We start from the raw sequence: 5,892 nt of genomic DNA, 5'->3' as shown, positions 1-5,892 counted from the left end.
TCGCAGCCCTGGTCCTCACGCAGGCCCCACCCCCTCTCACCACCGTCTCCGAGCAGAGCGGCTGGAAGCGCACCGGCCGCTACGCGGAAGCGGAGAGCCTCTGCCGCGCCTTCCCCAAGGCGTTCCCCGGCAAGGCCCGCTGCGACACGCTGGGCACCACGCCGGAGGGCCGCCCCATGGTGGCGCTCGTCGTGAGCCCGGACGGCACCCTCACCGCGGACGCCGCGCGCAAGAAGGGGCGCCCCGTCGTCTTCTTCCAGGGTGGCATCCACGCGGGTGAAATCGACGGCAAGGACGCCGGCTTCTGGCTCTTGCGCGACGCGCTCCAGAACCGCGCCTCCGTGCCGGACCTGCTCAAGAACGTCACCGCCGTCTTCGTGCCCGTCTTCAACGTGGACGGCCATGAGCGCTTCAACCCCAACCACCGCCCCAACCAGGTGGGCCCGGAGGAGATGGGCTTTCGCGTCACCGCGCAGAACCTCAACCTGAACCGCGACTACGTGAAGGCGGACGCGCCGGAGATGGCGCTGCTGCTCAAGTACCTCCACGCGTGGGACCCGCTGGTGTACGTGGACCTGCACGTCACGGACGGCGCGAAGTTCGAACCCGACGTGTCCGTGGGCCTGGAGCCGCAGAAGTCCGGCCCGCCCGGCTTGCGCGAAGCCGGCACGAAGCTGGTGGATGAGCTGCTCGCCGGCCTCACCGCCGAAGGCCACCAGCCGCTGCGCTTCTACCCGTCCTTCATCAAGGACGACGACCCGACGAGCGGCTTCGCCTACGGCGTCCCCCCGCCGCGCTTCAGCCATGCGTACTGGTCCGTGCACCACCGCTTCGGCGTGCTCGTGGAGACGCACTCCTGGAAGAACTACGCCCAGCGCGTGAAGGCCACCCGCGACGTGCTGGAGGGCCTGCTCAGGCTCGTGGGCCGCGACGGCGCCGCGCTCCTGGCCGCCGTGAAGGCGGAGGACCAGAAGGCCCTGTCCGGCGGCGTGCGCGAGGTGGTGCTCGGCTGGGAGAACACGCCCAAGCGCGAGACAATTGAGTTCAAGGGCTACGTCTACGAGCGCCTGCCGTCGGAGGTCTCCGGTCAGCCGTACATCCGCTACGACGACACGAAGCCCCAGACGTGGAAGGTGCCGTACGCGCCGGACGTGCAGCCCGCCGTCACCGCCACGCTGCCCACCGGCGGCTACCTGGTGTCCGCCGCGCACGCCGCGTGGGTCGCGCCCAAGCTGAGCGCGCACGGCATCCAGTTCCAGCGCCTCACCCGCGCGGTGCCCGCCGCGAAGGTGGAGTCGTTCCGCTCCAAGGACTTCCAGTTCCAGGCGCGCTCCAACGAAAGCCACCAGGGCCTTGCCGCCAGGGGCGAGTGGAAGCCGGACACGCAGGACCTGCCCGTGGGCACGCTGTACGTGCCGGTGGCGCAGAAGAACGTGGAGCTGGTGGCGCACCTCTTCGAGCCCGCGGGGCCGGACTCGCTGCTCGCGTGGGGCTTCTTCAACGCCCACTTCGAGCAGAAGGAATACATCGAGGACTACGTGCTGGAGCCCTTCGCCCGGGAGTTGCTGGCGAAGGACGCGGGCGTGAAGGCCGCCTTCCAGGAGCGCATGAAGGACCCGGGCTTCGCCAAGGACCCGCGCGCCCGCCTGCGCTTCTTCGCCGAGCGCCACCCGTCCTGGGATGAGCGCCTGGGCCTCTACCCCGTGTACCGCGCCGCCAGCGCGCCGCCGAGCCTGGGGGCCTGGCCGCGGTGAAGTAGCGAAGGGGCAAGAAGAAGCCCCCGGCCCGCTTGCCCTGGTGAAAAGGGGCGTGCGCGGAGCGGGGGCTTCGCAAGTCACTCACCGCGCTCCCGGTCCATGAGGCACCGGGAGCGCGTCTTCATTCACGGCCTAGCCGATGGGCTTCTCGCAGACGCACGCGCTGACGTTGCAGGTGAAGCCCGGCGCGCAGCCGCCGCAGTCCGGCTTGCAGACGCAGGCGCAGAGGCCCGGGTCGGCGCCGTAGCCCGTGCCGCAGTTGAGCGCGCCCGTGTCGCAGACGCAGCCGCAGGCGTTGTTGTCGAACTTGTAGCCCGCCGCGCAGGTCGCGGACTGCACGCAACTGCACGAGCAGGTGCCCGTGTTGCACGTCTCGAAGGTGCCGCAAGCACCGCCGCAGTCCGGCGCGCACTTGAAGTCACACACCGCGCGGTCCGTGTCGCACACCTGGCCCGGGGGCGCCGTGCCACCGCAGTCCGCCGGGCACTCGCACTTGTCCGTGGTGCGGTTGCAGGCGAGCTTGCCCTTGCAGAAGTCCGGGTCCTTCGGGTCGTAGTACTGCGTGTCGGACGCGCACGGCGGCGGGTTGCCGTTCGGCTTGGTCGTGCGGTCGATCCAGTAGCGGTACGACAGCGCCGCCTGCGTCTTGCCGGACTCCTTCGGACGGCACGCGCCGTAGAAGGACACGGTGCGGTTGATGCCGTCCACGTCGAAGCCGTTGGTGCGGCTGCGCGGCAGGTCCCCGATGCTCGGGCAGACGGCCGGGTCCACCACCGCCTCCACCGCGACCTTCAGCGACGCGCCAATCGGCGGCTTGAGCGTGCGGTAGCCCACCGACGCGATGACGCTGTCCACGATGGCGTTGATGGTGTTGGTGATGGAGGTGTTGTCCCGGATGCTACCGGACACGCCGCCCGTGGCCTGGATGACGTCCAGGTGGCGCGGGTTCGTGTTGTCCTCGCCCGCGTAGCACGGGGCGCCGTCCGGCGGGCAGATGATGCCGTGCACCTGGATGGGCTGGCCCGTGGGGTTGCTCGTGGTGCCGGACGTGGTGCCGCTGTTGAGGAAGTACGCGGAGTAGTTGGCCACCGTGTCCGTGGACTGGTCCTTCACGTCCGTGAGGATGACCACCACCACCTTGGCGCCCGGACGGATCTTCGTCTCCGCGCCGCCCGTGGAAGCGGCCATGTCGTTGATGGCCTTGCGCGCCGCCTCCAGCGGACGCTCGCTGCCGTCACCGGCCAGGCCCACCCAGCAATGGGTGTTGGCCGTGCAGGTGGTGTTGGGCAGCGGCGTGTACGTCGGGTTCTGGGTGGTGCCGCCCTTCACGGCGCACACGTTGTTGTTGCACACCGCGTTCTGGGTCAGCCACGCCTTGAACTGGTTGATGTTGGTGGTGAAGGGACGCAGCACGTTGCGGTTGGCGCTGCTGCCCACCGTGTAGCTGGTGGTCACCATGGACACGCGCCAGTCCAGCGTCGCGTTGCCCAGCTTGTTGGCCACCGCCGTGCCCGCGTTCGCCAGCGACGTCTGGGAGGACGCCATGGAGCCCGAGTCGTCCACGACGAAGAGGAAGTCCACCACCGCGGTGTTGCCGGTGAAGACCTCGCACTGCACCGCGTCCGCGTCACCGAACTGCGCCAGCGCGGAGCCGCCCGCCGTGTCCGCCGTCGTGAAGAGGCTGCCCGCCTCGTTGTAGCGGGCCGCCGGCGTGATGGCGAGGACCACGACCACGCTCGCGTTGGAGCGGTGCACGTACTGCGCCTGGATCTTGAACGGACCGGTGATGCCCGCCGGGCCCCCGAGGGTTTCGGTGCTGTTGAGCACCAGCTGGCGCGCCAGCGAGTTGGTGAAGTCCTTCAGGTCCGTCGTCCCGGCGAGCGCGTAGCGGGAGACCGCCGCGGGGAAGCCGTCCCAGGTGGTGAACGTCTGCGTGAACTCCACGTCGGCCGGCGACAGGAGCGCCGCGCCGGTGCGGATGCCCGACTCGTCACCGGAGGGCGTGGTGGAGGTGCCCACCTGGCCGCGCTTGTACGCGATGAACGTCACCTGCTTCGTGTCGTCATGGCCCATCACGCCCACGGTCTGGCCGGCGACGGTGAGGTTGACCATGTTGGCGGTCTTGAAGGTGTTGGGCAGCGCCAGCCGGATGTCCGCGCCGCTGTCCTCCTTGAAGGTCACCGTGCGCAGGTTCTGCACGCTGCACGCCTTGCCCGCGGGCGTGGTGGCCGCGCCGTCCTTGGGGTCCAGCGGGTTGAGCTCACCCGGATCCACGCGGCCGTTCTGGTTGGAGTCCTCCGCGCCGTCGGGGATGCCGTCGCCGTCGGAGTCCGCCTTGTTGGGGTCCGTCTTCGTCGCGGGGTCCGCGTCGCCCACGTAGCCGCAGTTGTTGCGGGGGGCCGCGGCCGTCGTCACGCCGCGCTCCACGCCGTCGAGCAGACCGTCGCCGTCCGAGTCCGGGTTGCTGGGGTCCGTCTCGCCGGGGTCCACCTGGCCGTTGGAGTTGGGGTCCTCACCGAGGAAGCCGTCGCGGCCGGCGCCGTCCTGCAGGCCGTCGCAGTCGGTGTCCGTCAGGCGCGGATCCGTCTCACCGGAGTCCACGCGGCCGTTCTTGTTCGTGTCCTCCACGCCGTCCGCCACGCCGTCGCCGTCCGTGTCGGCCTTGTTCGGGTTGGTGCCGGTGGCGTTCTCCACGGCGTCCGGGATGCCGTCGAAGTCCGCGTCGGGGATGGACGCGGCGCAGTCCGCCACGCGCGGGTTCGTCTCACCCGAGTCGTGCTTGCCGTTCTTGTTCACGTCCTCGGCGCCGTCCGAGCAGGTGTCGCCGTCCGTGTCAGGCTTGAGCGGATCCGTGCCCGTCTGCTTCTCCAGGCCGTCCGGCAGGCCGTCGCCGTCGCTGTCGCGCAGGCGCGGATCCGTCTCACCGGGGCTCACCGAGCCGTTCTTGTTCGCGTCCTCCTCGCCGTCCGGCAGGCCGTCACCGTCGGAGTCCGCGGTGTTGGGGTCCGTCTCCGTGAGGTCGCGCTTGCCGTTGCGGTTGGCGTCCTCCAGGCCGTCCGACAGCCCGTCGCCGTCCGTGTCCGCCTTCACCGGCGAGGTGCGCGTGGTGGGGTCCAGGTCCGGGTAGAAGGAGCAGCTCGGATCCACACTGGAAGTGCGGCCCACTTCCACACCGTCGCGGATGCCGTCGCCGTCCGTGTCGCGCAGGCCGGGGTTCGTCTTGAGGTTGCCCGTGTAGACCGTGGAGTACTCCTCCTGGTCCGTCAGGCCGTCGCAGTCCGAATCCTTCGTCGCGTTGTTCGGATCGTACGGGTCGGTGGTGACCGGGCCCGGGTCGGGGTCGGGGTCGATGATGACGCCCGCGTCCTCGACGTAGCCCGCGTCGAAGCCCGCGTCGAAGCCCGCGTCGTTGCCACCGTCAGTGGGGGGATCAACGGGGCCGGGGTCCGGATCAGTGCCGCCACAGCCCGCCATGAGCGTGGCGGCGAGCAGCGTGCCGGAGAAGAGTCGAATCCAATTGCGCATAACGGGTCAGCACTCCGGAAAGGGGGGTTACGGAGAACACCGGCAGCATAGAGGGATGCGCAACTGATTCCGATGTAGGTACGCCCTGGGGCCGATGCCGAATCACGATTCGTTAACTTGGCGTTCACCGCTGTCGCCTGTTTCCGGCTGCACTGTCTTTACGGGGGCCAGGAGGGCTCGGTTATCGTCCGCCCCGTGCCTGTGTTCGGTCTTGCGGCGGTCTGGGGGGAAGCGGCTTCGCCTGAGAAGGCGGCGGCCGTCGTGGAGGGCCTGGGCGCGCTCCTGCCGTCCGCGCAGTCGATGCAGCTCGTGGTGGCGTTTCGCGACGAGGCCGGCGCGCTGGAGGTGAAGGTGGAGGTGCCGGGCTATCCGCGCGCGGCGGTGGAGCGGCTGGGCGAGGAGGTGCGCAAGAGCGGCGGCACGTTCGTGGAGCTGTGGCGTCTGCCCAAGGCGGAGCGGGACGCGCTGCGCTCGCGGAGCCTGGCGGGAGGCACGCCCTTCGCCGGCAACGAGCGCGAGCAGGCCGCGCAGGAGCTGCGCCAGCACCTGGAGGCCCTGGCCGCGCGAGGCCCCCTGCCCGCCGCGCCCAAGGCCCCGCCAGCCGAGGCAC

Annotated in this window: 2 protein-coding genes and 1 pseudogene; 2 read left to right on the top strand and 1 reads right to left on the bottom strand. The window is 70.2% G+C overall.

Features of this window, described 5'->3' with window-relative positions; translation table 11 throughout:
• Positions 1-8: 8 nt before the first annotated feature.
• Positions 9-1,754 (top strand): M14 family zinc carboxypeptidase, encoded by a 1,746-nt coding sequence (locus D7X55_RS34435; protein ID WP_121725265.1) that lies wholly within the window; start codon positions 9-11, stop codon positions 1,752-1,754.
• A 135-nt stretch (positions 1,755-1,889) separates the two neighbouring features.
• Here the strand turns inward: D7X55_RS34435 and cglD are convergent, their stop codons facing one another.
• Positions 1,890-5,282, bottom strand: a complete 3,393-nt coding sequence (cglD, locus tag D7X55_RS34430) for an adventurous gliding motility lipoprotein CglD (protein ID WP_121725264.1) — start codon at positions 5,280-5,282, stop codon at positions 1,890-1,892.
• Positions 5,283-5,543: 261 nt separating this feature from the next.
• On the opposite strand from cglD, the pseudogene D7X55_RS34425 reads away from it, so the two are divergent.
• Positions 5,544-5,892 (top strand): annotated as a pseudogene (locus D7X55_RS34425) (TIGR02266 family protein); the annotation flags it as partial.

It is taken from the genome of Corallococcus sp. AB049A (genome assembly GCF_003668885.1).
Lineage (GTDB): Bacteria > Myxococcota > Myxococcia > Myxococcales > Myxococcaceae > Corallococcus > Corallococcus interemptor.
Note: the sequence above shows the minus strand (reverse complement) of the source record. Positions and strands in the feature narration are given on the sequence as shown.

What these genes read in the sequence shown, in the direction of transcription:
- cglD (WP_121725264.1), bottom strand. Translation starts at nt 5,282, where the DNA reads ATGCGCAATTGGATTCGACTCTTCTCCGGCACGCTGCTCGCCGCCACG.